General features: G+C 56.8%; 24 protein-coding genes and 3 tRNA genes. 9 read left to right on the top strand and 18 right to left on the bottom strand.

Translation table 11 applies throughout. The annotated features are described in order from the left end of the window. Positions 1–65: 65 nt before the first annotated feature. A complete protein-coding gene (locus ACOQOY_RS03435; RefSeq protein WP_420584092.1) occupies positions 66–431 on the bottom strand; it encodes a HesB/IscA family protein in 366 nt (121 codons plus the stop codon). Positions 432–683: 252 nt separating this feature from the next. On the opposite strand from ACOQOY_RS03435, the gene ACOQOY_RS03430 reads away from it, so the two are divergent. Beyond that, positions 684–938, top strand: coding sequence for a hypothetical protein (locus ACOQOY_RS03430; RefSeq protein WP_420584091.1), 255 nt, complete (start codon positions 684–686; stop codon positions 936–938). 211 nt (positions 939–1149) lie between these two features. On the opposite strand, the gene ACOQOY_RS03425 is transcribed toward ACOQOY_RS03430, so the two are convergent. The 3 genes from ACOQOY_RS03425 to ACOQOY_RS03415 all read right to left on the bottom strand — a co-directional run bounded on the left by ACOQOY_RS03425 (position 1150) and on the right by ACOQOY_RS03415 (position 2776). Beyond that, positions 1150–1512, bottom strand: coding sequence for an SUF system Fe-S cluster assembly protein (locus tag ACOQOY_RS03425; protein WP_420584090.1), 363 nt, complete (start codon positions 1510–1512; stop codon positions 1150–1152). A gap of 95 nt (positions 1513–1607) precedes the next feature. After that, positions 1608–1886, bottom strand: a complete 279-nt coding sequence (locus ACOQOY_RS03420) for an NfeD family protein (RefSeq protein ID WP_420584089.1) — start codon at positions 1884–1886, stop codon at positions 1608–1610. Continuing rightward, positions 1886–2776, bottom strand: coding sequence for an SPFH domain-containing protein (locus tag ACOQOY_RS03415; RefSeq protein ID WP_420584088.1), 891 nt, complete (start codon positions 2774–2776; stop codon positions 1886–1888). The genes ACOQOY_RS03420 and ACOQOY_RS03415 overlap by 1 nt, the downstream gene beginning before the upstream one ends. 175 nt (positions 2777–2951) lie before the next feature. Here ACOQOY_RS03415 and ACOQOY_RS03410 point away from each other — a divergent pair, with 175 nt between their 5' ends. Beyond that, on the top strand, positions 2952–3863 hold the full coding sequence (locus ACOQOY_RS03410; protein ID WP_420584087.1) for a nucleoside hydrolase: 912 nt from the start codon (positions 2952–2954) through the stop codon (positions 3861–3863). A gap of 64 nt (positions 3864–3927) precedes the next feature. Next, a complete protein-coding gene (gene tgt / locus ACOQOY_RS03405; RefSeq protein WP_420584086.1) occupies positions 3928–5058 on the top strand; it encodes a tRNA guanosine(34) transglycosylase Tgt in 1131 nt (376 codons plus the stop codon). Positions 5059–5112: 54 nt separating this feature from the next. Here the strand turns inward: tgt and ACOQOY_RS03400 are convergent, their stop codons facing one another. The 3 genes from ACOQOY_RS03400 to ACOQOY_RS03390 are packed head-to-tail and all read right to left on the bottom strand — an operon-like array spanning position 5113 to position 7827. Continuing rightward, positions 5113–5637: a sugar-transfer associated ATP-grasp domain-containing protein gene (locus ACOQOY_RS03400; RefSeq protein WP_420584085.1), complete on the bottom strand. Its 525-nt coding sequence runs from the start codon at positions 5635–5637 to the stop codon at positions 5113–5115. A 12-nt stretch (positions 5638–5649) separates the two neighbouring features. Then, positions 5650–6753 (bottom strand): IS4 family transposase, encoded by a 1104-nt coding sequence (locus ACOQOY_RS03395; RefSeq protein WP_420583443.1) that lies wholly within the window; start codon positions 6751–6753, stop codon positions 5650–5652. A gap of 27 nt (positions 6754–6780) precedes the next feature. Then, positions 6781–7827: a hypothetical protein gene (locus ACOQOY_RS03390; protein WP_420584084.1), complete on the bottom strand. Its 1047-nt coding sequence runs from the start codon at positions 7825–7827 to the stop codon at positions 6781–6783. Here ACOQOY_RS03390 and lon point away from each other — a divergent pair. Then, positions 7826–10234, top strand: a complete 2409-nt coding sequence (gene lon, locus ACOQOY_RS03385; RefSeq protein WP_420584083.1) for an endopeptidase La — start codon at positions 7826–7828, stop codon at positions 10232–10234. The genes ACOQOY_RS03390 and lon overlap by 2 nt on opposite strands. Before the next feature lie 32 nt (positions 10235–10266). On the opposite strand, the gene ACOQOY_RS03380 is transcribed toward lon, so the two are convergent. The 3 genes from ACOQOY_RS03380 to ACOQOY_RS03370 all read right to left on the bottom strand — a co-directional run bounded on the left by ACOQOY_RS03380 (position 10267) and on the right by ACOQOY_RS03370 (position 12910). Further along, positions 10267–11853, bottom strand: a complete 1587-nt coding sequence (locus ACOQOY_RS03380; protein WP_420584082.1) for an APC family permease — start codon at positions 11851–11853, stop codon at positions 10267–10269. Positions 11854–11982: 129 nt separating this feature from the next. Further along, a tRNA-Val gene (locus ACOQOY_RS03375) sits at positions 11983–12057 on the bottom strand. Positions 12058–12181: 124 nt separating this feature from the next. Further along, a complete protein-coding gene (locus tag ACOQOY_RS03370; protein ID WP_420584081.1) occupies positions 12182–12910 on the bottom strand; it encodes a hypothetical protein in 729 nt (242 codons plus the stop codon). Positions 12911–13249: 339 nt separating this feature from the next. Here ACOQOY_RS03370 and ACOQOY_RS03365 point away from each other — a divergent pair. The 3 genes from ACOQOY_RS03365 (at position 13250) to uvrA (ending at position 16482) form a co-directional block, all read left to right on the top strand. After that, positions 13250–13326: transfer RNA gene (locus ACOQOY_RS03365), tRNA-Asp, on the top strand. A gap of 44 nt (positions 13327–13370) precedes the next feature. Further along, a tRNA-Asp gene (locus tag ACOQOY_RS03360) sits at positions 13371–13447 on the top strand. 176 nt (positions 13448–13623) lie between these two features. Further along, positions 13624–16482 carry an excinuclease ABC subunit UvrA gene (gene uvrA, locus ACOQOY_RS03355; protein ID WP_420584080.1) on the top strand — a complete coding sequence of 953 codons (2859 nt, stop codon included), beginning with the start codon at positions 13624–13626 and terminating at the stop codon, positions 16480–16482. 20 nt (positions 16483–16502) lie between these two features. Here uvrA and ACOQOY_RS03350 read toward each other — a convergent pair whose 3' ends face one another. The 6 genes from ACOQOY_RS03350 to ACOQOY_RS03325 form a co-directional block, all read right to left on the bottom strand. Further along, positions 16503–17159 carry a site-2 protease family protein gene (locus ACOQOY_RS03350; RefSeq protein ID WP_420584079.1) on the bottom strand — a complete coding sequence of 219 codons (657 nt, stop codon included), beginning with the start codon at positions 17157–17159 and terminating at the stop codon, positions 16503–16505. Between the two features lie 137 nt (positions 17160–17296). Further along, complete coding sequence (locus tag ACOQOY_RS03345) at positions 17297–17629, bottom strand: hypothetical protein (protein ID WP_420584078.1); 333 nt, start codon at positions 17627–17629, stop codon at positions 17297–17299. Positions 17630–17710: 81 nt separating this feature from the next. Beyond that, complete coding sequence (gene mmsB / locus ACOQOY_RS03340; RefSeq protein WP_420584077.1) at positions 17711–18583, bottom strand: 3-hydroxyisobutyrate dehydrogenase; 873 nt, start codon at positions 18581–18583, stop codon at positions 17711–17713. A 1-nt stretch (position 18584) separates the two neighbouring features. Continuing rightward, positions 18585–19625 (bottom strand): enoyl-CoA hydratase/isomerase family protein, encoded by a 1041-nt coding sequence (locus ACOQOY_RS03335; protein WP_420584076.1) that lies wholly within the window; start codon positions 19623–19625, stop codon positions 18585–18587. Between the two features lie 7 nt (positions 19626–19632). Beyond that, positions 19633–20775 carry an acyl-CoA dehydrogenase family protein gene (locus ACOQOY_RS03330; protein WP_420584075.1) on the bottom strand — a complete coding sequence of 381 codons (1143 nt, stop codon included), beginning with the start codon at positions 20773–20775 and terminating at the stop codon, positions 19633–19635. A gap of 94 nt (positions 20776–20869) precedes the next feature. Beyond that, on the bottom strand, positions 20870–21985 hold the full coding sequence (locus tag ACOQOY_RS03325) for a carboxylate-amine ligase (protein WP_420584074.1): 1116 nt from the start codon (positions 21983–21985) through the stop codon (positions 20870–20872). Positions 21986–22118: 133 nt separating this feature from the next. Between ACOQOY_RS03325 and ACOQOY_RS03320 the strand changes: the two genes are divergently transcribed. Further along, complete coding sequence (locus ACOQOY_RS03320) at positions 22119–22970, top strand: class I SAM-dependent methyltransferase (RefSeq protein ID WP_420584073.1); 852 nt, start codon at positions 22119–22121, stop codon at positions 22968–22970. Between the two features lie 71 nt (positions 22971–23041). Further along, complete coding sequence (locus ACOQOY_RS03315) at positions 23042–23518, top strand: fasciclin domain-containing protein (protein WP_420584072.1); 477 nt, start codon at positions 23042–23044, stop codon at positions 23516–23518. 50 nt (positions 23519–23568) lie between these two features. On the opposite strand, the gene ACOQOY_RS03310 is transcribed toward ACOQOY_RS03315, so the two are convergent. Together ACOQOY_RS03310 and ACOQOY_RS03305 are read right to left on the bottom strand one after the other, a co-directional pair. Further along, positions 23569–24153, bottom strand: coding sequence for a L,D-transpeptidase (locus tag ACOQOY_RS03310; RefSeq protein ID WP_420587200.1), 585 nt, complete (start codon positions 24151–24153; stop codon positions 23569–23571). A 194-nt stretch (positions 24154–24347) separates the two neighbouring features. Continuing rightward, positions 24348–25847 (bottom strand): CoA-acylating methylmalonate-semialdehyde dehydrogenase, encoded by a 1500-nt coding sequence (locus ACOQOY_RS03305; RefSeq protein WP_420584071.1) that lies wholly within the window; start codon positions 25845–25847, stop codon positions 24348–24350. Positions 25848–25937 lie beyond the last annotated feature (90 nt).

The following is a 25937-nucleotide window of genomic DNA, read 5'->3' as shown; positions in this document are numbered from 1 at the left end:
CGGATAGCACCGCCAGCGCGCACTGACAATTCCGGTTTCAGGCAGGGATGAAATGGGGGAAGGCTTTAGGCCTGCGAGGACAGGCTATCGTCGAACTTGATCGACTCGCCACAGCCGCAGGCATCAACGACGTTCGGGTTGCGGAACTTGAACCCGGCTTCGAGCAGCGAGACCTCATAGTCGATTTCAGTTCCGAACAGGAACATCTGCGCCATCGGAGCGATCATGATGCGTGCGCCGTCTTGTTCGACCACTTCGTCGTCGGCTTCGGCCTGATCGACATACTCCATGGTATACTCCATGCCGGCGCAGCCACCTTTTTTGATGCCGATGCGCAAGCCGGCATGCCCACCTGAAGTCATCAGGCGCACAATCTGCTCTGCCGCTTTAGGCGTCATCGTCACGGCCTGTTTGCCGGGAATGCCGAACATAGTGATCTCCGTCGTCGCGCGTTGATATCAATTTAGTGCTCTGAGAGCGCAGGCTCAAGACATAGCAGTCATGCTTACCTAACATTTCGGTTCCCCGGGCATTGATGCTTGCCTTTTGAAACCAGGTCACTTTAGCTGATCACACACATATTCTTTTGGTTTGAAATGGGGCGAGGCAGAATGAAGAAGCGCAATTTTGTAAGCATTAACATAGTTTTCGCATCTGTAATTGCAGTGGTTTCGACCGCCGCCATGGCTGACACAGCGCAAAAGACCCATCCGGTCAACTGCGCCACAGCTGAGGGCGATCTTCGGGCGATTGCTGCCGAAAAGAAACACGCGCAGGATCAGCAGGTTGAAAGCGTGGCCGCTCTGACGCCCGCAGGGGCGCTTTTGGGGCTGGTAACAGGCACTGAACACAAAAGGTTGTCCATGTTATCAGGCGACTACGTGAAGGCATTGGAAGAGCGGGAAGCGGAAATCAAAACAAAGTGCGGCCTGCAATAGCGCACCAGAAAAAAGACCGCTCTCGGGCAAGAGCGGTCTCTTATTCGTGTCGTAAGGCCGGGAATTTTTGGGGGGCGATGCTTGCCCAGCCTGCGATTGTGCCTGATAGGATGCCAGCACGCCGGAACTATTCGCAAGAACCGTAACGGTTTTTCTGCGGTGAGGTGACAGAAATATAAATGTTTTATGACAATGGGTTGTGCGCGTTGGCTTACATAAAGCCAAGCTCAAGCCGCGCTTCGTCTGACATCATCTCCATACCCCAGGGCGGCTCCCACGTGAGCTCGACATCAACCTCTTTGATTCCAGGGACGGGTTCGATGGCTTCGACGATCCAGCCGGGCATATCACCAGCAACCGGACAGCCCGGCGCGGTCAACGTCATGATCACCTTGACGGAGTTTTCTCCTGAGATGTCGATCGTGTAGATCAGACCCAGGTCGTAGATATTCACTGGGATTTCAGGGTCATAGACCGTGCGGCAGGCTTCCACCACGGACTCGTAAAGGGGATGCTCAATGGTCGAAGGCGCAATCAGCGGTGTGCCTTCAAACTGTTCACTCGGATGAGTCATTCGTGCCTCGGGTCTGGTTCCTGAGCAATTATATAGGGAACACCTGCGGTAGCGTCCAGAGGTGCAATGACGCCCTAGAAGGGCGCCAGCAATGTTTATTCGTTAATGTCGTGCCGGAACGTTTTGACCTGACCATGCGGCAGGGCGAAGACGCGGCGCAGAATTAACCACGAGATCAGCGACAAGGCCGCGAAGATCAGCAGCAGTACCGGCAGCGAAGGTGCCACTCCGGGGATGACCAGCAACAGCCCGGTGACTGCGGCCCCAATCGCGAAGCCCAGAAAGATGAAGCCGGGTAGCACGATTTCAAGGATACCGACGGCGAGCGCTCCGGCCAGCCAGATCCACCAGGTCAGCCAGAAGGGATCGGCCATTACTTACCTCCTTTCAGCATCTTAAACGCATCTCCGAAAGCTTCCAGAGCGTTCGCAGGCACGACGATAGTTTGTGAGCCGTTGCCGTTGCCCAGCGCGTTCAATGCCTCAACCTGTTTCAGCGCAACCTGATATTGCGCGGCCTCAATGCCATTGTCCTGAATGGCCTTGGCAACCACACCGGTCGCGTAAGCTTCGGCCTCGGCCTGAATACGGCGCGCTTTTGCAGTTTGCTCGGCAGCATACAATTCAGCATCAGCGTTCAGCTCGACGGCGCGTTTCTGGCCCTCGGCCTCGGTCACTTGCGCCCTGCGGGCACGTTCAGCGTTCAACTGCTGCAACATCGCGTCACGCGTGGCCTGATCAAGGTTCACGTCCAGAATCTCGGCGCGGGTCACTTCGATGCCCCAATCATCCACAGCGGTTTCGACGCTTTCCTGAATGCGGGTGATCAGCTGCGCGCGGTTGGACTGCACCTCGTCCAGATCCATTTTACCGATTTCCGCCCGCACGATACCGGCCACAGTTGTGGCAATCGCACCGTCTACGTCACGGATACGGTACACCGTCTTCTCCGGTTCCAGAATGCGGTAAAAGACCGAGGTGTCGATCTGCACCAACACGTTGTCCTTGGTAATGGCGTCCTGTGTTGCATTCGGAAGCTGACGCTCAAGGATGGATATCTTGTGACGCGCAACATCCAGAAAAGGAACGATAAAGTTGATCCCGGGGCCAAGCACCGAGTGCAGGCGTCCGAACCGTTCGATTACATATTTCTCGGATTGCGGAACGATCTTTATGCCTTTGAAAATGACGACGACGATCAGTACCGCCGCCAGTACATAAATTATGTTCGATGTGAGTAAACCAATAATCTGGTCTTCGGTCATATCTGTCCTCTTTTATTGTGTACGACGGTATACATATGGGAATTGAGTCGTCTGATTTCAATTCTGGTATGCAGCGCTTGGGCCCGGATGCAAATCTTTGAAGGTCTGGATGGATCGTGGAAAATCCCGATTGTGACTGCTTTGCATCCTTCGGTGTTTGCGGTATCGGGCAGGGATGAAACTAATCATCGACACAGATCCGGGCATCGACGATGCGATGGCCATCGCCTATGCCGCCGCAGCACCCGAAATTGACCTGATTGGTCTGACCGCCGTGTTCGGCAATACTCATGTACACCAATCCAGCCGCAATGCACGGTTTTTGCAGCATAAATTGGGGCTGGATATACCTGTGGCCGAAGGCGCTGCGACTGCCATTGGGCGAGAGTGCCACGCCCCGTCCGAGCATGTGCATGGCCCCGAAGGGTTTGGCGATGTCACAGATATCCCTGAGATCGGCAGCAACCATCCAATGCCAGCGGCCGAGTTTCTTGTGGATATGGCACGCCAGCATAAGGGAGAGCTGGTTGTTTGCGCGGTTGGTCCCTTGACGAATATCGCCGCCGCAATGCGTTTGGACTCCGAATTTGCGCAAAACATCAAACGTCTGGTGGTTATGGGCGGGGCGGTCTACTGCCCGGGAAACGTCACACCTCATGCCGAGGCCAACATCTATCACGATGCGCAAGCGGCGGATGAGGTCTTTGCCGCCCCTCCGCCGACCATTTTGGTGGGTTTGGATGTGACTTTGAAAACGCTGTATGAAACGGCGGATTTTCAGGCGCTGGCCGAGCAATCGCCGCACATGGGTGGTTTCCTGCGCGACATCTCTCGGTTTTATCTGAAATTCTACAAAGAAGTCGGTGGGCTGGAAGGGTGTGGTCTGCACGATTCGACTGCCGTGATCGCCTGTACGCATGAACCCATGTTCGAGATGGTGGAAACGGGCCTTACGGTCGTAACAGAAGGCGAGGAAATCGGCGCGACCCGTCCCGATCCGTCCCGTCCCACGGTCCGGGTCTGTCGGGATGTTGACGGGGCAGGGGTTGTACGCTTGTTCACCGAACGCGTCGCCTCGCTGCCCTGACGGGTTGCAAAGGCCCGGCAGATCAGGCACATCCCACCCGGTTCAGCGACCCCGAGGCGACCTTATGACCGAGCGTTTTTCCTTTGAACTGAAAGCCACCGATGGCAAGGCCAGAACCGGCGTGATCCACACGCCGCGGGGTGAGGTGCGCACGCCTGCCTTTATGCCTGTGGGTACGGCGGCGACGGTCAAGGCGATGATGCCCGAAAGCGTACGCGCAACCGGGGCGGATATTCTGCTGGGCAATACGTATCACCTTATGCTGCGCCCGACGGCTGAACGGATCGACCGCCTTGGTGGTCTGCACAAATTCATGAACTGGGATCGACCGATCCTGACGGATTCTGGCGGGTTTCAGGTTATGTCGCTGGCCGGTCTGCGCAAGCTGACCGAGAAAGGCGTGACGTTCAAATCCCACGTAGACGGCTCAAAACACGAATTGACACCTGAACGGTCGATGGAGATCCAACGCCTGCTGGGATCCGACATTGTCATGTGTTTTGACGAATGCCCGGCCTTGCCTGCGGACCGCGACCGCATTGCCGAGTCAATGCGTCTGTCGATGCGATGGGCCGAGCGCTCGCGTGAAGCGTTCGGGGATCGTCCGGGCCACGCGTTGTTTGGCATCATGCAGGGTGGCTTGGAGCAAGACCTGCGCGAGGAAAGCGCCGAAGCTCTCAAGCAGATTGGTTTCGAAGGCTATGCCGTTGGCGGTCTGGCCGTGGGAGAGGGGCAGGAGGCCATGTTCGGCTGCTTGGACTACGCGCCGGAATTCCTGCCGGTCGACAAGCCGCGTTATCTGATGGGCGTTGGTAAACCCGACGACATCGTAGGCGCCGTTGCGCGTGGGATCGACATGATGGACTGTGTGCTGCCGTCACGTTCCGGTCGCACAGGGCAGGTGTTCACGCGCCACGGCGTGGTAAACATCAAGAACGCCCGCCATGCCGATGATCCACGCCCACTGGACGAGAACTGCACGTGCCCGGCTTGCTCAAACTACTCTCGCGCGTATCTGCACCATGTATTCCGGTCCAACGAAATGATCTCAGGCATGCTTTTGACATGGCATAACCTGCATTATTTCCAGGAGATCATGCAGGGTATGCGCGATGCAATCGCTGCGGGAACGTTTGAGGCGTGGCAGGCCGACTTCCACGCCAAGCGCGCGCAGGGCGATATTGAGCCTATTTGACCTAGGCCCATCTTTTCGTCGCCCATAGGGGCAGGTAGGATCGAAAATTGGCCTTTATCGGCGGCCAAAGAACCAGCCTTTCTTTTTGGGTTGTGCATCAAAATCATAACCGAACCCCTCGAAGAATTTCCTTACTTCAGGTGTCAGCATTCCTTTACCGCTTGCATATTGTGGCAAATCAAATCCTCCGCCATAGTTCAGCTCAACCATGATCGGTCCAGCATCGGTTATCGCGATGTCTGTCGATTGATAGCGGATTGGCGCAAAGGTGCGTGCAGCAAGATCGTTGATTTCAATCAACTCTTTCCAAAACGGAAGCTGTAAGCCCATCAAACCATCTGTTTCCGGGTGGTCCTCTAGAAACTCGACTTCCATATCTGCGCGTCGCGTGACTGTTTCGATTTTGCCAGATTCAACATTTATGGAGCAGGCGATATTGCCGGGGCGCCAGAACGCATCAGCAATATTCTCACCCTGAGGTAGCTTGATAACGGCCATTGGACAGAAAACGTCATTTTCCCTGACCAGGTTGACCATACGCACCGTCGCGAGAGCTGAGGCATATTTATCAATGCTCACATGGTACACGACTCATGGCCAAACGCGCTCCATTTTGGGGCTTGAAAGCGACCGCTTTGGGCAGGTTCGTCGCCAGGCCTGAAGAGCCTTTTCCGGGTTATATAAGATCCAACGTCGGAGCGCGTCGAACCCGACCCTGAACCATGACGTTGCCCGCCGCTTGTGGGCTTTTTTCGGGATCCCCTGTCGGCCCATCGCCTGACTTGCGCATCGGTATGCCCAGGTCATGGCCAGCGCAACGATCGTAAGGAGTGTCGCAAGCTTGTGCGGGTCGGTGATGTGAGTGTCTTCGATATTGAAGCCACGAGTTTTGGCATCTGCGAAGAGGCATTCAATGCCCCACCTTTTGCGATAGAGTTTGAGTGGGTTTTTTGGGGCGTCGATGTTTGTTGCGACCCAAATCAACTCGCCACCTTTGATCCGTTTCCCCTGAAAGCGAAATAGGTTCTTGGGCGTGTGCGCCATGCCGCCCAGCCAGCCTTTCCATTGGCCCTTGCGGCGTTTGCGCAGCAGCGAACGCAACTGGAACCGGCGTCCGTCTTCGGTGTGGATGTGCATGTTTTCGCGTAAGCGGACGACGAATGGAACGTTGTTTTCAGCGAGAAAATCCAACCACTTATCCCCAATGAACTCCCGGTCTGCCAGCAGAGCCTCAATGGAAGATGCCCCGAACACTCGAAGATATCGTCGGATCAACTTCTTGCGTTGCCGCGTTGAGCTATTACCGCTGTTACCCAGAAGCGACCACATCAGAGGCACCTTGAAGCGGCGTGTCACGATCGCCAGAACCAGAAAGTTGATATCGGTCTTGCCCAACTTCCAGTTGGTCCGGTCCAGCGCAAGGAGCTTTGGACCCTTCAGATCAAGCAGGCAGATAATCAACCGCGCAACCACATCTCCATCCAATCGAACATGCTGGAAGAAGCGCTGAAGGCGGCGATAACTCGATGCATGAAGAGCGCTGCCGGGGAACTGACTCGCCAGATGACCAAGGTTCACAGTTCGACCGTTTGCCAGACCAATCAGCATTATGGCCAGGGTCTCCAATCGCGTCTTGCTCAGATCAAAATGTGGGCTTAGCGTTGTCATCAGAGGGGTGAGGAGAAATCCGAACATCCTGAAGATCCTTGTAGTGAAGAATCTTCAATTCGAATCCTTTTCGCCCCTCGTTTCAAGAAGCGTCGTGTACCGTGCAATGCTCACGTGGTTCTTGAGCAAAGGCTGCAAAACATACGAGTTCTTTCCCACGACGTCCTTCAAAAAGGATTCGAATGAAACCGGCTCCCGGCCCTCGCAAGTGATCGTGTTTGTGTCTGCATCTGTGATCAGGAAGGCCCCAAAGCTGACCATACCTTCCGTGATTTTTCCAAACAGACCGGTATCGAGATGCGCCAGAACCAAATCGCGCAGCGCCTCAGGCGTATTTATCGTTGGTATGCCGGGGTGAAACCGGTTTGACTGGTCAATGACGGCGACTGTCTCGGGGACCGGAACTTTGGCAGCTCCAAGTAACGTAGAGGCGAGAACTTTGTCTTCGGCAGCGCTGCTCCAGCCGTTATGGTTGCACTTATGCGCAATTGGCCAATGCAGGTCGTTGGAAATGTAAGTTGCTTTTTCAGCGTCGGTATAGCGGTCCGAACGGTGAAGACCGTTGCGCACGAATTCCACCATATTCAAACGGCTTGGTGGTTTGGCCGTTTTTCTGAATTCGCGCTGCACTTGCAAAACCGACTGCCCGGAACTTTTGGCAGCATATGCCAGAAGTTTTGCGTAATCTGAGTCTCGCGCCTCTAAATAACTCTGATAATCATCATCCGCCGCAGATGGAGTGCTACGCGTGTCCATGCTTGATGCCTCAATTCGTTTTCTGGTTTCGTTGTTTTGGATGCCATAGTAGGAGGAATTTTGACGGGTTTGCAGCGCTTTTGCATAATTTACGCAAGGCGTGTCGTTGATGTTCCACGTTGCATCGGTTGAAGTCTTTGCAATAGAGCGGGTGATTGGTATTTGCCGTTCGGAGTGCTTTATCGCCTTGCAGGCAGCAAACCTTCGCGCCATTGTGACATGGCAAAGTGGTGCAGTTGAAATAGGGCCTTCACAGCCCCATCTTAACCGCCCAAGACAGGAGATGGCCAAGAGTTGCCTCAAGAAGGGACCGGAGCCGTCTTGCCAACGATAAGGATTGAGCATGCAAGAGCCCCTTAATTCCTCATACCCCGTACTTCCGCTGCGCGATATTGTGGTGTTCCCACATATGATCGTGCCGCTGTTCGTGGGTCGGGAAAAATCCGTCCGTGCATTGGAAGAGGTGATGCAGGACGACAAGCAGATTTTGCTGTCCAGCCAGATTGATCCGGGCGATGACGACCCGGCCGAAGACGGAATTTACCGCTCGGGCGTTCTGGCCAATGTTCTGCAATTGCTGAAACTGCCCGATGGCACCGTCAAGGTGCTGGTCGAAGGGCAGGCGCGCGTGCAGATCACCGAATTTCTGGAAAACGAAGAGTTTTTCGAGGCTCGTGCAGAATATCTGACCGAAATCCCCGGCGACGTGACGACGACCGAAGCGCTGCTGCGCACCGTTGCGGATGAGTTTGAGCGCTATGCCAAAGTGCGCAAGAATATCCCCGAAGAGGCACTGACCGCCGTCGGTGAAACCGCCGAGCCTGCAAAGCTAGCCGACCTTGTGTCGGGCCACTTGGGCATTGAGGTCGAGCAAAAGCAGGAATTGCTTGAGACGCTTTCGGTTAGTGAGCGGCTTGAGAAGGTCTATGGCCTGATGCGGGGCGAAATGTCGGTCCTTCAGGTCGAGAAAAAGATCAAGACCCGCGTCAAATCTCAGATGGAGAAGACGCAGCGCGAGTATTATCTGAATGAGCAGATGAAGGCCATTCAGAAGGAACTTGGCGACGGTGAGGACGGCAGCAACGAAGTTGCTGAGCTGGAAGAGAAGATCGCCGAGACCAAGCTCTCGAAAGAGGCGCGCGAAAAGGCTGAAGGTGAGCTGAAAAAGCTGCGCAACATGAGCCCGATGTCAGCTGAGGCTACCGTTGTGCGCAACTATCTGGACTGGATCCTGTCTCTGCCGTGGGGGACCAAATCCCGCGTCAAAAAGGATCTGGGTCGGGCGCAGGACATTCTGGATGCCGACCACTATGGGCTTGAGAAGGTCAAAGAGCGGATCGTTGAGTATCTGGCGGTTCAGCAGCGCTCGAAGAAGCTGAAAGGCCCGATCCTGTGCCTTGTCGGCCCTCCGGGTGTTGGTAAGACCTCTCTGGGTAAGTCCGTAGCCAAAGCCACGGGGCGCGAGTTCATTCGCATCTCGCTGGGTGGTGTGCGCGACGAATCCGAGATTCGGGGTCACCGTCGGACTTACATTGGCTCGATGCCCGGTAAGATCATTCAGGCGCTGAAAAAGGCGAAGACCACGAACCCGCTCATCCTGCTCGACGAGATCGACAAGATGGGTCAGGACTTCCGTGGCGACCCGGCCTCGGCGATGCTGGAAGTGTTGGACCCGGAACAGAACAGCACGTTCATGGACCACTACCTTGAGGTCGAATATGACCTGTCGAACGTGATGTTCCTGACCACGTCGAACAGCTACAACATGCCTGGGCCTCTGCTGGACCGGATGGAGATCATCCCGCTGGCCGGTTACACCGAAGAGGAAAAGAGCGAGATCGCCAAGCAGCACCTGATCAGCAAGCAGGTCAAAAACCATGGCCTAAAAGCCAAGGAATTTGAACTCACTGATGAGGCTCTGCAGTCGATCATCCGCACGTACACTCGTGAAGCTGGCGTGCGAAACCTTGAACGTGAGATCGCCAAGGTGGCGCGCAAGTCGCTGACCAAGATCATCAAGAAAGAAGCCGAATCCGTGACGGTGACGCCGGAAAATCTGGACGATTTCCTTGGTGTTCCCAAGTTCCGCTATGGACTGGCTGAGCAAGACGATCAGGTCGGTGTCGTTACCGGTCTGGCGTGGACGTCCGTGGGCGGCGACCTGCTTCATATCGAGGCGCTGAAACTGCCCGGCAAGGGGCGGATGAAGACCACCGGTAAGCTGGGCGATGTGATGAAGGAATCCATCGACGCGGCCTCGTCTTATGTGCGGTCAATTTCGCCTCAGATCGGAGTGAAACCGCCGAAATTCGACACGCTGGACATCCACGTCCACGTTCCGGATGGGGCGACGCCCAAGGACGGCCCATCGGCAGGTCTGGCCATGGTGACGTCGATCGTGTCAGTGCTGACCGGAATTCCGGTCCGCAAGGACATCGCGATGACGGGTGAAGTTTCGCTGCGCGGCAACGCGATGCCCATCGGCGGCCTGAAAGAGAAGCTATTGGCGGCCTTGCGAGGTGGCATCAAGACTGTCCTGATCCCGGAAGAGAACGAAAAGGATTTGGCGGACATTCCGGACAACGTGAAAGAAGGGTTGGAGATCATCCCGGTCACACATGTGTCTGAGGTTCTGAAACAGGCTCTGGTCAGTGAACCTGAGCCAATCGAATGGGACGAAGCGGCGGAAGAGGCGGCGGCCGCCGCGGCCAAATCGACCGAAAAGTCAGGACCTTCGGCGACAACACACTAACCAAATCAAAGGCGGGGGCGACCCCGCCTTTTTTACAATCCGATGACGGGTTTCTTCGGATCTAAAATCTCTTCTTCAGCAATATATTCCTCAAATTTCCGCGCGGGCAGGGCCGAGCGGACTGCAATGCCAAAGATCACAACAGAGAACAGAACGCAGAGCGCGATGTCCCACCCGAACGGGATTTGTTGCAGCGCGCCGTCTCCGAATTGTCCCAGATAGGAAATCAACCCGATACCGCTGAGGTACGGAACCAGCCACAGGGCCTCGGTCACGTCCATCTCATCCAGTCGGTTGTGAAAGCGCGCAAGCAGCAGGAGCATTCCGACGATCAGCGCGATACCCAGCCGCCAGACAGTGTCCCAACCGCTCCAGTACACAACCAGGGTTGCGATGGCGAAGGCTGAACCGGCGACCAGTTTGACAGCTGGGATGCGGATTGACCTGGGGTGATCTGGCATGAGATTGCGCAGGCAAACGACAGCGATGGGGCCAACTGCAAAGGACAGGACAATTGCAGCGCCGTTCAGGGCGATGACTGTGGTGAAGGGAACCGTCAGCAGGAAAAGGATGCCGATTAGGAAGTTCAGTGCCAACGCCCATAACGGGACGCCGAAGGACGACAGGATCAACAGGCGCTGAGGCAAAAACCCGTTCTTTGCCAGGGCCATGGCGATCCGTGCGTTCGAACCCGTAGCAACCAACCCATTGCCAAAGGGACCTATCACGGATCCGATGTTCAAGACGCTCAGAAACCAGATGAAACCGACCGAGATGATGACACCGTCCAGCGGGCCTTGACCTCCGAAGCTCAAACTTGCCCAGCCGTTGCTGAGCATTGCCGGGTCCAAAGCCCCGATAAACGCGATTTGCAGGCCCAGATAGATTGCCGCGCACAGGACGATAGATAGGACAAGCGCGGCCGGGATGGCGAATTTTGGGTTTCGGACTTCGCCTGCCATGTCGACCACGTGGCGGAATCCGATGAAGGAAAAAATCACACCGCCGGTCGACACAGCGGCCATGATTCCTTTCAGCCCGTAAGGCGCGAACCCGTCCGGGTGCGAGAAGTTTTGGACGTCAAAGCGATTGGCGATCAGCAGCGCAGCCAGCACTACGGGAATCGCAATCTTGGCCCATGTCAGCGTGGCATTCACCCGAGTGAAAAACTTGACGCCCAGAGCGTTGACCGCAACGAACAGCAACATGAAGAACAGGGCAACCGCGATGCCCGCGCCAGTCAGGTCTCCGGTTTCTGCTGCATGAAGCCAAGGGGCGTAGGGGGCGAGGTATTTGAGCATCGCCTCAACCTCAATTGGGGCCGTGGTGTTATAGCCGATCCAGGCCGTCCAACCCATCGCCATCGAGACGATATTGCCGTGTGAGAACTGAGGCACCCGGGCGATGCCGCCGGGGATGGGCAGCATGGCCGAAATCTCGGCAAAGGTAATGGCCAGAATGAACATGGCCGTAGCACCGATGATCCATGTGAAAATCGCGGCGGGCCCGGCGTGTTGTACAGCCAGAAGCGGCCCAAACAACCAACCCGACCCAATTATACCGCCGACGGAGATGAAGGTGAGCCCGACAAGGCCGATGTCCCGTTTCAATCTGGCCACGCTCAAATCCAATCCATCAGCGCCGCGTGAAATTGCGGCCGGTTGAAGCAGGATACGCAGCCCGGGCAAGTTCTGGCAAGCACTTGTCAGATCATGAAAAAACAGGGGTCACGCGAGGTGTGAAGGGAATGGTGGGTGATAAGAGATTTGAACTCCTGACATCTTCGATGTGAACGAAGCGCTCTACCACTGAGCTAATCACCCGTGAGGACGCGTCTTACAGAGAGTCCATGTGCTGTGCAAGAGGTCAGCCAACAGGAATTCAACGGATTCTGTAATCGTTGAATAGGGGGTTTGCCCCGGGATTGAAGCCCCGGGGCAGCCGTTTTTAGAGGCCCGGCAATTTGTCCAGGACACCGCGGCGGCCAAAGGTGGTTCCGCGTTGGTTGCCAAAGTTCATGCGAACACCAACAGCGATAAAGGCTTCGTTGGTGCTGCCCGAAACGATCGGGGAGGAAATGTGCGCGAAGCCGACGTTGCCGTAGACGATGGCGTTGTCGCGAGCATAGTAGTCTGCACCGATGGCGAATAGGTCGTAGTCCAGAATGCCATACAGGTTGTCGATCAGATCATAACTGGCCGTGAATTGCCACTGACCGTCGAGTTCTGTCGAAACCGCGAGGCCAAACAGAGCGCCATCTACGTCCGAAAAGTCGACGACTTGCTGACGCCCAAGATAGGCCTCAACTTCGGCTGGACCTGCGTCAAAGCCTGCTTCGATGCCGTAGAACTCAACGTCCGGACCGTCCACATAGTCGCGCCCGTAGTAGGCACCGAACGAGGCGTTGCTGCTGCTGTGCCAGTTGCCGTGCAGCGTCCAGCTGGTCCCATTCTCGTCGGCGTCCTGAAAACGATAGCCGCCAAGATCCAACTGCGTGCTGAACGAGCGTGAGAATGCCAGTTCACCGGACCCGTTCAGGTTGAAGGCGTCACCAAGGTCGCTGTCGGTAAAGGTCGAGTATCCCAAATCCAGATAACCGCCGGTCACTTCTACCGCATATGCGGCTCCGGTCGAAATAGACGTGGCTAATACGCTGCTAATAAACAGATTTTTCACGTTTCTGCTCCGTATGCTTTTTTGTTTGGGGAAGGGTCTTTATGAGACCATTTCGCAGGTGCAGCACTATGCGTCTCGTCCGGGAATGTGTATTGAGTCGCGGCAATTTCATGGCGCTGTTGCGTGTGTGACACATTCTTGGGTTGCAGTAGTCAACGTGTCCCTCAACATGGCCCGTAGTGCAAAGCGGATTGCTAATTCAGTGCGGGTTTAGCAGCAGCTTTTCCGGCCTTGCATCCGGGAAAATTCGCGAATTTGGAAAAAACTTCAAAACGCCGCTTGACGATGCCGGGGCGTACCCATAATACACCCCAACGTTCAGCAACGAACGGGCAGCGGGCGGTTGTAGCTCAGTTGGTTAGAGTACCGGCCTGTCACGCCGGGGGTCGCGGGTTCGAGCCCCGTCAACCGCGCCATCGCTGCACTCCTTGGTCCAGGAAAAAGGCCACGAAATAGATGCGCGGTTGTAGCTCAGTTGGTTAGAGTACCGGCCTGTCACGCCGGGGGTCGCGGGTTCGAGCCCCGTCAACCGCGCCATTTCCCCCAATTTTTCGATGAATTCCAGCCCCATCACGGGACCAGTCGTCAGTTCGGGGGCTTGATGTCAGTAGATGTCGGCAATAATCCGTTCGTTCACAATTTGTTCTAACTTTTTTGTTGGAGACTCAGGGCCGCTCGCCTATTTCTAGGACACTTATGTGTTGGGGGCCAAAATGGCTGAGCTGAAGAATATCGAGGTGCGCGGCGCGCGCGAGCATAACCTCAAAGGCATCGACGTGGATATCCCGCGTGATCAACTGGTGGTGATCACCGGTCTGTCGGGTTCGGGCAAATCGTCCTTGGCGTTCGATACGATCTATGCCGAAGGTCAGCGCCGTTATGTTGAAAGCCTCTCGGCCTATGCGCGTCAGTTCCTCGATATGATGGAAAAGCCGGATGTGGATCACATCAGCGGCTTGTCTCCGGCGATTTCGATTGAACAGAAAACCACGTCGAAGAACCCACGCTCGACCGTTGGTACGGTCACCGAGATCTACGACTACATGCGTCTGCTGTTCGCGCGCGCGGGTACGCCTTACAGCCCCGCAACCGGCCATCCCATCGAAGCACAGCAGGTGCAGGACATGGTAGACCGGATCATGGCGATGGAGGAGGGGACGCGCGGCTATCTTCTGGCGCCTATCGTTCGCGACCGGAAGGGCGAGTACAAAAAGGAATTCCTGGAACTGCGCAAGCAGGGTTTTCAGCGAGTGAAGGTGGATGGTGAGTTCTATGAACTGGACGAACCGCCGACGCTGGACAAGAAATTCCGCCATGACATTGATGTTGTGGTCGACCGCTTGGTTGTCCGCGAAGGGATGGAGACCCGTCTGGCCGATAGCCTGCGTACCGCTCTGGATCTGGCGGATGGAATCGCGATTCTGGAAACCGCCCCGCGCGAAGGGGACCCGGAACGCATTACGTTCAGTGAGAATTTTGCCTGTCCCGTCAGTGGTTTCACGATCCCCGAGATCGAACCCCGACTGTTTTCGTTCAACGCACCCTTCGGGGCCTGCCCGGATTGCGACGGTCTTGGGGTTGAGCTGTTCTTTGACGAACGCCTCGTGGTGCCGGACCAGACGCTGAAGCTGTATGACGGTGCCTTGGCCCCATGGCGCAAGGGGAAGTCGCCATATTTCCTGCAAACCATCGAGGCCATCGCGCGGCATTACGAGTTCGACAAGAACACGCCGTGGAAGGATCTACCCACGAAGGTGCAGCAGGTGTTTCTGCGCGGGTCGGGCGACGAGGAAATCCAATTCCGCTATGATGAAGGTGGGCGCGTCTACCAGGTAACACGCAGCTTTGAAGGCGTTATCCCGAACATGGAACGCCGCTATCGCGAAACCGACAGCGCCTGGATTCGCGAGGAATTTGAGCGGTACCAGAACAATCGTCCCTGTGGGACTTGTGAAGGCTACCGTCTGCGGCCCGAGGCTCTGGCCGTCAAGATCGCCGGCCTGCATGTGGGGCAGGTGGTACAGATGTCGATCAAAGAGGCGCTGGCTTGGGTCGAAGATGCTCCGAACCATCTGAGCGTCCAAAAGAATGAGATCGCGCGTGCGATCCTCAAGGAAATCCGCGAACGACTTGGATTTCTGAATAACGTTGGTTTGGAGTACCTTACGCTGTCCCGCTCAAGCGGCACACTGTCCGGCGGGGAAAGTCAGCGTATTCGTCTGGCCAGTCAGATCGGGTCTGGCCTGACTGGCGTTCTGTACGTTCTGGACGAACCCTCGATCGGTTTGCATCAGCGCGACAATGACCGCTTGCTGGGGACGCTCAAGAATCTTCGGGATCAGGGCAACACGGTGATTGTCGTCGAGCATGACGAGGAAGCCATTCGTGAGGCTGACTATGTCTTTGATATAGGCCCGGGTGCCGGCGTGCATGGCGGGCAGGTTGTCAGCCAGGGTACACCAGCCGAGATTGCAGGGGATTCCACGTCAATGACGGGGCAGTACTTGTCAGGTACACGAGAGATTTCGGTCCCAGCTGAGCGCCGAAAGGGTAACAAAAAGAAGGTTTCCGTTGTGAAGGCGACGGGGAACAACCTGAAGAATGTCACAGCCGACTTCCCATTGGGCAAATTTGTTTGTGTGACGGGCGTGTCTGGCGGCGGCAAATCCACGCTGACGATTGAGACTTTGTTCAAGACGGCCTCGATGCGTTTGAACGGTGCGCGGCAAACTCCAGCGCCGTGTGAGACGATCAAAGGGTTGGAGCATCTGGACAAGGTTATCGACATTGACCAGCGCCCCATCGGTCGAACTCCGCGTTCAAATCCAGCGACTTACACCGGGGCCTTCACCCCGATCCGCGATTGGTTCGCAGGCCTGCCCGAAGCGAAGGCGCGTGGGTATAAGCCGGGCCGGTTCAGCTTTAACGTCAAGGGCGGTCGATGCGAGGCCTGTCAGGGCGATGGTGTCATCAAGATCGAGATGCACTTCCTGCCCGATGTCTATGTGACTTGCGAGACGTGCAAAGGCGCGCGCTACAATCGCGAGACTTTAGAGATCAAGTTTAAGGGCAAGTCCATCGCGGATGTTCTTGATATGACGGTAGAAGATGCGCAGGAGTTCTTTAAGGCCGTGCCGTCGATCCGGGACAAGATGGACGCGTTGGCCCGGGTGGGCTTAGGCTATATCAAAGTTGGCCAGCAGGCGACGACACTGTCAGGCGGCGAGGCCCAGCGGGTCAAATTGTCGAAAGAATTGTCCAAGCGATCTACCGGTCGAACGCTGTATATTCTGGACGAGCCGACCACTGGACTGCATTTCGAAGACGTGCGTAAGCTATTGGAAGTACTGCATGAACTGGTCGATCAGGGCAATACAGTTGTGGTGATCGAACACAATCTAGACGTTGTGAAAACGGCCGACCACATCATCGACATCGGCCCCGAAGGTGGGGATGGCGGGGGTGAGATCGTGGCAACCGGCACGCCCGAGGATGTGGCCGCCGTAGATCGCAGCCACACGGGGCGTTACCTGAAACAGATGCTGAACCCCGAAAAAGTGGCGGCGGAATAGGATCCGCCGTCAAACAGAGCTTAGTATTGCGCGTAGCGCAACATCTGCCAATGGCGCAGTACAGGCGGGAAGAACAGGAAAATAAAGCCAAAATTGAAATAGGCAAACGCCATCATTGGTAGCCACAATAGCACTCCGATCAACCCAATGAGGCCGGTAAGGCGGGTCGCAGTCCCCGGGGAAACGATACGGTTCAGACCCGCATGCATCAAACGTCCGCCATCCAGTGGCATCAGGGGCAGCAGGTTGAATAGTGCCAGCCACAAGTTCAACTCGGCAGTCACCGCCAGAACCCATCCAAGGTTGGGCGACGTGACCATCGGCTCCAACAACGAGCACACGGCCCACAAGGTCAGGTTAACGATCGGCCCCATGGCCACGATCAGCTCGTCTTCGTAGGATGAAGTGGACCGGCGGTGTTCACAAAATCCGCCACCAGCCCACAGGACCACACGGTTGACCGGCACGCCCTGAACCAGACATCCCCAAGCGTGACCTAACTCGTGCAGAAGGATTGAGCCCAGAAGAATAGCAACGAATCCAAGCATATAGGGCAGGTCGTCGGGATGAAAGTTAAACCCAACGATGATCAGAACAAGAAAAATAAGGCTTTGACTGAATTCAATCGGGACGTTCCAAGGGCCGCGGAACTGAAAAATCGCGCCATCGTTATTCATATGCAATCCTCGCAATAACAAGGATTGTAGTGACGCTAAATTGCGTCAAAATTTGGGAATAAACTTAGGGTTGCGTGCAATATCTGCCGCAATTCTAAGGCGAGGGGAATAATCTGACAGTCTGTGACTTAACTGTCTCAGTTCAGGATATCGGCAACCGCACCGATCAGGTTCAGCACTTTGCGTGTCTCAGGGTCGACGCGGTACACATAGTCCCCGGCCCGAACATAGTAGTTATCCCGGCGCAGCCCATAGCGATAGGGATCGTCAATCCAACGATAGTCCCGTGTGATGAAATCGCCGGATCTATAAATCTTTTTGGCCTGACCGGGTGGCACGCAGGGGATGGATTTCTTGGCCAGCCCCGGTGGGCAATGCCCTGCCTTGCCTTTGCCGTTCCCGGCCAGGGCAACGCCTGAACTCAGGGCGATTGCCAGAATCGTCGTGGTAACAGTCAAACTGCGCAGCATCGTTTTTCCCAATTGCTTGGTTCTTTCCCCCATAGATGGCAACCGGGTGAATTAGGGTCAAGCCCATGGGCAGGAAGCTGCCTACTGTCGTCCGCGCTTTTCAAATCGCGGCAGCATGGCCGAGAAATCTTTGCCCATTCCACCTTCGGCCTCAACGAATTGTTCATACAGCGCGGTTGCGGCCTGACCCATCGGGGTGTCAGCATCCGAGCTTTCTGCGGCCTGTTGGCTGAGACGCAGGTCTTTCAGCATCAATTCGGCGGCAAAACCGGGTTGGTAGTCGTTATCGGCCGGGCTTTCCGGGCCAACGCCGGGGGCGGGGCAGTAGGCGTTCATCGTCCAGCTATAGCCCGACGAGGTGCTGACCACATCAAACATCTTTTGCCGGTCCAGACCCAGTTTGTCTGCCAACGCGAAGGCCTCGCACGTGGCGATCATGGTGACGCCGAGGATCATGTTATTGCAAATCTTGGCGGCCTGACCCGCGCCTGACTCACCGCAATGCACGGCCTTTTGGCCCATGATGTCGAACAGAGGCGCGGCCTTGGCAAACGCGTCGTCGCTGCCACCGGCCATGAAGGTCAGGGTACCTGCCGCCGCACCGCCGATCCCGCCCGAAACAGGGGCATCAACGGCCAGTACACCGGCCTGTTTCGCCTGATCCGCAACAGCCCGGGCGCTGTCAACATCCACAGTCGAGCAGTCAATCCAGACCGAGCCGGGCTGCATCGCAGGAAGGATCTCTGAGCCGACGCTGCGCAGAATTTGACCATTGGGCAGCATGGTGATGACGATCTCGGCGCCTGCGGCGGCCTCGGCGCCTGAGCCTGCCATGGTGACGCCTGGAATATCGACATCGACCATGTCAAAACCCATCACGTCATGACCGGCTGCCGCCAAATTGGCGGCCATCGGATTGCCCATGTTACCAAGGCCGATAAACCCGATTTTCATCTTATCTCTCCTCAAATGTCAGCATGTCCGAACCCAGCGGTTGCAGCATCTTTGACACGGCGACGGCGGGTACGGAACGATCGGAAAATTGCCAGCGCGGGGTGCGGTCTTTGTCGATGATCTGGGCGCGGATGCCTTCCAGAAAATCCCCATGCTCCATGGCGCGATAGGTGAAACGATACTCCAGTTCCAATGCTTTGCGCTGTGTCAGGCTTGGTCCGCGCAGCCGATGCAAGATTTCCACCGTGCAGGCCATCGAAAGCGGTGAATTCCGGCTCATCGACTTGAGCGTTTCGTCTGACTGGGCGTGATCCGAAGTGCTTAGGGCGTTCTGGATATCACTCAGACTTTCTCCGGCGAAATGGGCATCGATAAACGGTTGCAGCTCGGCAAGGTGACTTTCCGGAGGCGGCGAGGCGTGTTTTGCGATCAACTCGGCATCCCCGGATGCCTCCAGCATCTCGATCAGGTCAGGCCATTGCGCAATTGGAATGAAGTGATCCGCAAAACCGGAAAAGATGGCGTCTCCGGGTCCCATTCGGTGGCCGGTTGTACCCAGAAATTCGCCCACACGACCGGGAGCAAGCGCCAGCATCAGGGTGCTGCCAACATCCGGGACCAGACCGATTGAGCATTCCGGTAGGGCGATTTTCGAGCTTTCCCCTACGATGCGATGACTACCGTGGCAGCCTATGCCGACGCCACCGCCCATGGTGAACCCTTGAAGAAAACTGACGACGGGTTTGGGGTATTCAAAGATCAGCGCATTCAGCAGGTACTCGTCGCGCCAAAAGGCGCGCCCAAAGTCGTAGTCGCCCTTGATACCTGTAGCGTAGAGGTCGGCAATATCTCCGCCTGCGCAAAAGGCTTTGTCACCCTCGGCATCCATGATGACCAGATCCACTGCATCATCTTCGCGCCAGTTACGCAGAGCGGTGTCGATGGCCATGCACATGTCATAGGTCATCGCGTTCAGCGCTTTGGGGCGGGTTAGGGCGATGCGCCCGGCGCGGCCTGTGATGCGGATGTCGATTTCTGGCATTGGCCCCTCAGCGATCGGCGAGCATTTGGCGGGCCACGATGACCCGCATGATTTCGTTAGTGCCTTCCAGAATCTGGTGGACACGCAGGTCGCGGACCAGTTTCTCGATGTCATAGTCGGCCAGATACCCGTAGCCACCGTGCAATTGCAGGCATTGATCTACAACTTTCGATCCGGTCTCGGTCACGAATTTCTTGGCCATGGCGCAGAATTTAGTGGCATCCGGCGCGCCCTGGTCCAGTTTCCACGCAGCCTGCCGCAGAAAGATGCGGGCGGCCTGCAACTCAATCTCCATATCGGCCAGTCGGAATTGCAGGGCCTGAAACTGGTCGATGGATTGGCCAAACGCCTTGCGCTCCGACATGTATTGCAGCGTCATGTTCAGCCCGGTCTGCGCCGCGCCCAAAGAACAAGAGGCGATGTTCAGGCGCCCGCCATCCAGACCCATCATGGCGTATTTGAACCCGTCGCCCTCGGCACCCACAAGATTGCCCGCCGGTATATGGCAATCATCGAACTGAACCTGCGCCGTGGGTTGGCTTTTCCAACCCATCTTCTGTTCCAACGCACCAAAGCTCAGTCCAGGGGTGCCGTCCTCGACATAGACGGTTGAGATGCCCTTGGGGCCGTCCTTACCAGTGCGCACCATGCAGACATAGGCGTCGGAATAGCCTCCACCCGAAATGAATGCCTTGGTCCCATTCAACGTATATCCTTCATTGGTGCGATCCGCGCGGGTCTTCAGCGCAGCGGCATCCGAACCCGACCCGGGTTCTGTCAGGCAATAGCTGAGGACGGTGTTCAGGTTTAGCACGTCCGGCATGATGCGGGATTTCAGGTCGTCATCAGCAAAGCTGTCCAGCATCTTGGCGCACATGTTGTGGATCGACAGAAATGCCGCGACCGAGGGGCAGGCCATCGACAAAGCCTCAAACACCAATGTCGCGTCCAGACGGCTGAGACCTGATCCGCCGCTGTCTTCTGAGACGTAGAGCCCGCCGAAACCCAGCTCTCCGATACGCGGCCAGAGGTCTTTGGGAATAGTGCCATCCGATTCCCACTGGCGAGCGAATGGGGCGATATTGTCCTGACCGAAGTCATAGGCCATGTCGAAGATTGCGGTTTGCTCTTCTGTCAGTGCGAAATCCAAGGCCTGCCTCCCACGCTGCCGATTGAATTGAACGACTGTTTATTTCGCAATCCTTACAGAAATTTTGCACGGCCAGCAATCAGGTGCGGACGCTTTAAAGATCGAGATGATATTCCTCGATCAGGTGCTTTACCACGGCCTGACCGGGGTCGTCGCCCCGCGCGGTGGCTTCGGCATGAACGCGGCGTTGGCGGGTGGCCGAGGTTCCGTTCTGCGCGATCTGCTGTAGGCGCGCCAATTCGGTCATGGTACCCAGCGCTTCGGCATCTTCGGCAAGCATTCCCATCAGTTCGCCCATAAGCTCGGGCATCGGTTTGATCGAGCGGTCGCCAAAGTCGATCATCCCTTCCCCCACGCCATACCGCTGCGCACGCCAGCGGTTTTCGCCGATCAGGAACTGGTCGTAGTGACGCCAGCGCAGGTTGCGGTCCTTCAGACGGCAAAGCATCCGGGTCAAAGCCTGTACTAACGCCGCCAGCGACAGAGTGTGTTCTAGCCGCGGCTGCACATCCATGATCCGCGTCTCAAGGGTTGGGAAACGGTGCGACGGGCGCAGGTCCCACCAAATTTTTGTCGTATCCTCTATCACCCCAAGCTCAACCAGTATGCCGGTCGTCCGCTCGTAGTCGGCCCAGCTGGCCAAGACAGGCGGCAGCCCTGTTCGCGGCAGATTGTCGAACACCGTCAGGCGATACGAGGACAGACCGGTGTCCTCCCCCTGCCAATAGGGGGAGGAGGTGGATAGTGCCAAAAGATGCGGCAAGAAGTAGGAAAGCTGCGGCATCAGATCAGCGCGCAGGGCTGGATCCTCGACTCCGACGTGAACGTGCATTCCGCAGATCAGCATTCGGCGCGCGACGCCGCCAAGGGCATGTTGCAGCGCGTCATAGCGATCCTTGCGGGTATGATGCTGTTTCTTCCAATCGGCAAACGGATGACAGGAGACGGCAATCGGAGCGAGGTTATGCTCAGCGGCACGTTTGGCAACGCAGGACCGCAGGCGCTTCAGGTCTTCGCGGGCTGATTTGATCGTTGCATGCGGCCGGGTGCCGACCTCGATCTGACATTGCAGGAATTCGGGGCTGACCTGACCTTCGAAATCCGACTGGCAGGCATCCATCAGGGCGGCGGGGGCCTCGGCCAGTTGCAGGCTGTCGCGGTCGACCAGCAGATACTCTTCTTCGATGCCCAGCGTGAATTCCTGCTGCATGGCGGCCCTCGTACAACTATTTTGCCCAGTGAATACGGAAATTTCTGTTTTGCCAAGCGTTTGGCACAGCGCTTCTTGCAGAGGCCGGGCAAGCAAAGGTATGGAACGGGCGAACCGGAAAGTGGAGCCGCCCGTGAAACCGAGAAAATTCCCCAAGATCAACGACGCCCTCGATGAACTGGGCGTCAAGCTGATCGACAAGGCCCCGGAACAGGATGAACACGCCCGGCTTGAGGCGTTCGAGCGGGCAGGGGGACTGACCCGCCCGGCCTATGCCTTGTCACCGGGAATGGAGGGGTTTGAGATCGGACAGTTGGTCGCCGAATACGCCGAACACGCCGACGCGCTGGCCGCTTTGAAGGACCCTGTGCGCAATCAGACAGGTTATCGGCTTGGCAACGGGTATTATGACAGCCCAGACGCAGACGCGCTGTATCTGATGATCCGCCGTTTTGCGCCCAAGCGGGTGATCGAAGTCGGTTGCGGCAACTCGACCCGCGTAACCCGTCAGGCGATCATCGACGGTGGATTGCAAACGCAGATTACGGCGATTGACCCATATCCCCGCGCAGATATCGCACATGTTGTCGATCACTTCGAACAAAAGCGGCTGGAAGAGGTCGACCCGGCGATCTTCGAACAGCTGGAAGCGGGCGACGTGCTGTTTATCGATTCCAGCCATGTTGTGCGGGTCAGTAATGACGTCGCACACCTGTTCTGCCGGATCATTCCCGCGCTGAAGCCGGGGGTGGTGATCCACGTTCACGATGTTTTTCTGCCCTATGAATACCCCAAGCGGTTCTTCTATGACTGCCCGGGTTGGGGTGAACAGTATGTCCTGCACGCTTTATTACAATCTGGCGCGTATTCAATGCTTTGGCCGGGATATTACCTGCAACAGGATCGCCCCGATGCGATGGATGCGTTGCCATTTCTGAAGGACGGCCGCGCGCAGAGTATCTGGGTTCAGGTCAAAGAAAATTGATCCCAAAGTGATCCGGTGCGGCAAAACGCCCGTAGACCTTTCCATAACAAGCTGGAGAGGAGACAACAGCCATGTTTCGCCGTACTTTCATGGGCGCCGCCGCCGCACTTGTCCTTGCACTTCCTGTCAAAGCGCAAGCTGCTGACATCGTGGACACCGCCGTAGCGGCAGGATCGTTCAACACACTGGTCGCCGCCGTGCAGGCAGCCGGTCTGGTAGACACGCTGAAGAGCGACGGCCCGTTCACAGTCTTCGCGCCAACGGATGAGGCTTTCGCCGCTCTGCCCGAAGGCACGGTTGAGACGCTGCTGCTGCCGGAAAACAAAGATCAGTTGATCGAAATCCTGACCTATCACGTGGTTCCAGCCAAGGTGATGTCGGGCGATATCGCAGGTAAGCGCGCCAAGGTTCTGACCGTTCAGGGCGACCGTCTGAGCGTGAACGCCAAGCGTGGCGTCAAAGTCAATGATGCCGAAGTTGTGAAGGCCGATATCGAGGCCAGCAACGGCGTGATTCACGTGGTCGACGCAGTGATCCTGCCGGAATAATCCGACGTCTGAATTGAAAAGCCCCGGTCCAAAAGGCCGGGGCTTTTTCGTTATACCAGTCGGACCTGCGTTCCGATCTGCACCAGAGGATACAATTCCTCAACATGCTGGTTGTAAAGACCGATACACCCTGACGAGCTTTGGCGACCAATCTTCCGCGTGTCGTGGGTGCCATGCACCAGATAGGCGGGCCACCCCAGATACATGGCGCGCGTACCCAGCGGATTGCCGGGATCTCCGCCTTCCATGCGGACAGGTAGGCTCGGGTCACGCTCGCGCATGGATGAGGTCGGTGTCCAGCTTGGGTTCTCGGCCTTGCGGACAACCTCGGTATAGCCGCGCTTGGTTAGCTCTTCGCTCATCGGAACCGAGCTGGGATACAGCTTGTACGTGCCGTCCGGGCCCCAGTAATGAACCGCGCGGCTGGTGATGTCGGCCAGCAAGCAACCTGCGCCCAGCTCGTCAAAGTGATCCTTCCAGTTCTGCTGCGAGAACGAGGACACGTTGCGGCGCACCGGCAATTGTGTGCTGATCGCTTCTTCATCCACAGGGAAGGCATCGCTGCTTTGAGCGCGCACCAGGGCTGGTGTCGCGACAAGGGATGCTGCGCCCAACAAAGCAGAGCGGCGAGTCATGCGTGAATTAGACAAATTGGCCTCCGGTTCAGGACTGCTCGAACAATAATTTGTTGGTAAATTATTGCTCATCGCCCCATTTTTCCAGAGCATGCAGGCTGAAATTTTTGTGAGGCCGCATGTATTGGCGGCGCTTTGCCGCAAAAACCCGGCCTGAAACAGACCGGGTTCATGTGTTGTATGACCCGAGCGGGTTAGTCCATGGCTTTAAAGTTGAACTCGCCGCCTTCCTTGATGCCTGAGGGCCAGCGGGACGTAACGGTCTTGGTGCGGGTGTAGAACTTAAAGCTGTCCGGACCGTGCTGGTTCAGGTCGCCGAACATGGATTTCTTCCAGCCGCCGAACGTGTGATAGGCCAGCGGAACCGGGATCGGAACGTTGATACCCACCATGCCGATATTCACTCGGCTGGCAAAGTCGCGCGCGGTGTCACCGTCACGGGTGAAGATCGCTGTGCCGTTGCCATATTCGTGATCCATCGCCAGTTTCAGCGCTTCTTCATACGAACCCGCGCGGACGGTCGACAGGACCGGGCCGAAGATCTCTTGCTTATAGATGTCCATGTCCGGAGTGACGCGGTCAAACAGATGCGGACCGACGAAGAAACCGTCCTCATACCCTTGCAGGCTGAAGTCCCGGTTGTCGACAACCAGCTGTGCGCCTTGCTCTACGCCCGAGTTAATCAGGCCGAGGATACGTTCCTTGGCGGCAGCGGTCACAACCGGGCCCATGTCAACATCGTCGCCTGCGGTGTAGGGACCAACCTTCAGCTTTTCGACGCGCGGAATCAGTTTCTCGATCAGAGCGTCTGCGGTTTCTTCTCCGACCGGCACAGCGACCGAAATCGCCATGCAACGTTCGCCCGCCGCGCCGAAACCGGCACCGACCAGAGCATCCGCAGCCTGATCCAGATCGGCGTCGGGCATGACGATCATGTGGTTCTTGGCACCGCCAAAGCACTGGGCGCGCTTACCGTTCGCCGTAGCGCGAGAGTAGATGTATTGCGCGATCGGGGTCGAGCCAACAAAGGAAACGCCCTGAATGATCTCGCTGTCCAGCAAGGTGTCCACGGCCTCTTTGTCACCATTGACGACCTGGAAGACACCTTTGGGCAAACCCGCTTCGACAAACAGCTCGGCCAGCATCAGCGGGACCGAGGGGTCGCGTTCGGAAGGCTTCAGCACAACCGCGTTGCCACAGGCCAGCGCGGGGCCGACGTGCCACAGCGGCATCATCGCAGGGAAGTTGAATGGCATGATCGAAGCCACAACGCCCAGCGGCTGGCGCATGGAATACATGTCGATACCGGGGCCTGCGCTGTCGGTGAACTCACCCTTCAGCATCTGAGGCGCACCGATGCAGTATTCGATGACCTCCAAGCCGCGTTGCAAGTCGCCTTTGGCATCCGGGATGGTTTTGCCGTGCTCGCGGCTCAGCGCTTCGGCCAGCTTGTCCATGTCGCGGTTCATCAGGCCGACCATCGCCATCATGACGCGCGCGCGTTTCTGCGGGTTCGTCGCGCCCCATGCAGGCTGGGCAATTGCGGCCTGTTCAATGGCTGCCGTGGTCTCAGCTGCGCTGGCCATCGGGCATTTATACTGTACTTCGCCAGTTGCCGGGTTGAACACGTCATCGAACCGGCCCGAGGTGCCAGCCACTTGTTCGCCGTTCAGGAAATGAGTCAGGTCTTGCATCGAAAACTCCTCCGATAGATTTGAGCGCAAGATAGACTTGCATAAATCCCGCGAACAGAGGCAATGTTCCAAAAGAGCTTTGCAAAAATG

It is taken from the genome of Ruegeria sp. (assembly GCF_965221235.1).
Lineage (GTDB): Bacteria > Pseudomonadota > Alphaproteobacteria > Rhodobacterales > Rhodobacteraceae > Ruegeria.
This window is presented reverse-complemented; position numbering and strand designations above follow the sequence as displayed.

What these genes read in the sequence shown, in the direction of transcription:
- ACOQOY_RS03435 (WP_420584092.1), bottom strand. Translation starts at nt 431, where the DNA reads ATGTTCGGCATTCCCGGCAAACAGGCCGTGACGATGACGCCTAAAGCG.
- ACOQOY_RS03430 (WP_420584091.1), top strand. Translation starts at nt 684, where the DNA reads ATGGCTGACACAGCGCAAAAGACCCATCCGGTCAACTGCGCCACAGCT.
- ACOQOY_RS03425 (WP_420584090.1), bottom strand. Translation starts at nt 1,512, where the DNA reads ATGACTCATCCGAGTGAACAGTTTGAAGGCACACCGCTGATTGCGCCT.
- ACOQOY_RS03420 (WP_420584089.1), bottom strand. Translation starts at nt 1,886, where the DNA reads ATGGCCGATCCCTTCTGGCTGACCTGGTGGATCTGGCTGGCCGGAGCG.
- ACOQOY_RS03415 (WP_420584088.1), bottom strand. Translation starts at nt 2,776, where the DNA reads ATGACCGAAGACCAGATTATTGGTTTACTCACATCGAACATAATTTAT.
- ACOQOY_RS03410 (WP_420584087.1), top strand. Translation starts at nt 2,952, where the DNA reads ATGAAACTAATCATCGACACAGATCCGGGCATCGACGATGCGATGGCC.
- tgt (WP_420584086.1), top strand. Translation starts at nt 3,928, where the DNA reads ATGACCGAGCGTTTTTCCTTTGAACTGAAAGCCACCGATGGCAAGGCC.
- ACOQOY_RS03395 (WP_420583443.1), bottom strand. Translation starts at nt 6,753, where the DNA reads ATGTTCGGATTTCTCCTCACCCCTCTGATGACAACGCTAAGCCCACAT.
- lon (WP_420584083.1), top strand. Translation starts at nt 7,826, where the DNA reads ATGCAAGAGCCCCTTAATTCCTCATACCCCGTACTTCCGCTGCGCGAT.
- ACOQOY_RS03390 (WP_420584084.1), bottom strand. Translation starts at nt 7,827, where the DNA reads ATGCTCAATCCTTATCGTTGGCAAGACGGCTCCGGTCCCTTCTTGAGG.
- uvrA (WP_420584080.1), top strand. Translation starts at nt 13,624, where the DNA reads ATGGCTGAGCTGAAGAATATCGAGGTGCGCGGCGCGCGCGAGCATAAC.
- ACOQOY_RS03350 (WP_420584079.1), bottom strand. Translation starts at nt 17,159, where the DNA reads ATGAATAACGATGGCGCGATTTTTCAGTTCCGCGGCCCTTGGAACGTC.
- ACOQOY_RS03345 (WP_420584078.1), bottom strand. Translation starts at nt 17,629, where the DNA reads ATGCTGCGCAGTTTGACTGTTACCACGACGATTCTGGCAATCGCCCTG.
- mmsB (WP_420584077.1), bottom strand. Translation starts at nt 18,583, where the DNA reads ATGAAAATCGGGTTTATCGGCCTTGGTAACATGGGCAATCCGATGGCC.
- ACOQOY_RS03335 (WP_420584076.1), bottom strand. Translation starts at nt 19,625, where the DNA reads ATGCCAGAAATCGACATCCGCATCACAGGCCGCGCCGGGCGCATCGCC.
- ACOQOY_RS03325 (WP_420584074.1), bottom strand. Translation starts at nt 21,985, where the DNA reads ATGCAGCAGGAATTCACGCTGGGCATCGAAGAAGAGTATCTGCTGGTC.
- ACOQOY_RS03315 (WP_420584072.1), top strand. Translation starts at nt 23,042, where the DNA reads ATGTTTCGCCGTACTTTCATGGGCGCCGCCGCCGCACTTGTCCTTGCA.
- ACOQOY_RS03310 (WP_420587200.1), bottom strand. Translation starts at nt 24,153, where the DNA reads ATGACTCGCCGCTCTGCTTTGTTGGGCGCAGCATCCCTTGTCGCGACA.
- ACOQOY_RS03305 (WP_420584071.1), bottom strand. Translation starts at nt 25,847, where the DNA reads ATGCAAGACCTGACTCATTTCCTGAACGGCGAACAAGTGGCTGGCACC.